Origin of the sequence: Corallococcus sp. 4LFB (assembly GCF_046520365.1) — a bacterium.
GTDB lineage: Bacteria > Myxococcota > Myxococcia > Myxococcales > Myxococcaceae > Corallococcus > Corallococcus caeni.
On record NZ_JBKGHJ010001169.1, the window covers coordinates 1 to 704 of the forward strand.

1 protein-coding gene is annotated in these 704 nt (G+C 70.2%); it reads right to left on the reverse strand.

Annotation, left to right across the window (positions count from 1 at the left end; all coding sequences use genetic code 11):
• Positions 1-704: condensation domain-containing protein (locus tag ACLEQD_RS44740; RefSeq protein WP_410391972.1), on the reverse strand; the 704-nt coding region annotated here is incomplete at both ends.

A 704-nucleotide genomic window follows, 5' to 3' on the forward strand; every position in this document is an offset into this window, starting at 1 on the left:
GGTAGTTCTCGAAGACGAAGAGGCTCTGGAACAGCGGCGTGCCTCGCGGCACCTGACTGAGGCCCTGGATGCGGACCAGGGAGTCGTATTCGTACGACCGCGACTCCGTGTGGCGGGCCTGCAGGTGGTGCAGCCAGGTGGAGACGGTGGACTCCGCCTCCACGCGCATGCGCACCGGCACGGTGTTGATGAAGAGGCCGGGGGCGTCCTCCGCTCCGGGCAACTCCGGGGGCCGTCCGGAGACGGTGACGCCGAAGACCACGTCCTGCTCGCCGCTGTGGCGGGAGAGGACCAGGGCCCACGCCGCCTGCACCAGCGTATTGAGCGTGAGCTGCTGCCGGCGCGCGAAGGACTGGAGCGCGGCGGTGGTCCGCGAGGACAGGGAGAGGGACCGCTCGGCGTGACCGGAGGGGCTGTGCTCGGACGACTCCGTGGCGCCCGGCAGCGGCGTGGGCGCGTGGAGGCCCGCGAGCTCCGCGCGCCAGAAGGCCTCGGACCGTCCCGCGTCCTGCTGCTGGAGCCACGCGATGTAGTCGCGGTAGTTCGCTCCCGTTGCCAGCTTCGGAACGGCGTGTGCCGACACCAGCGACTGGTAGATCGCGAAGACCTGCTTGAGCAGCAGGGCCATGCTCCACCCGTCCAGGATGACGTGATGGAAGCTCCAGATGAGCCGGTGGACGTGCGAGTCCAGGCGCACCAGCGCC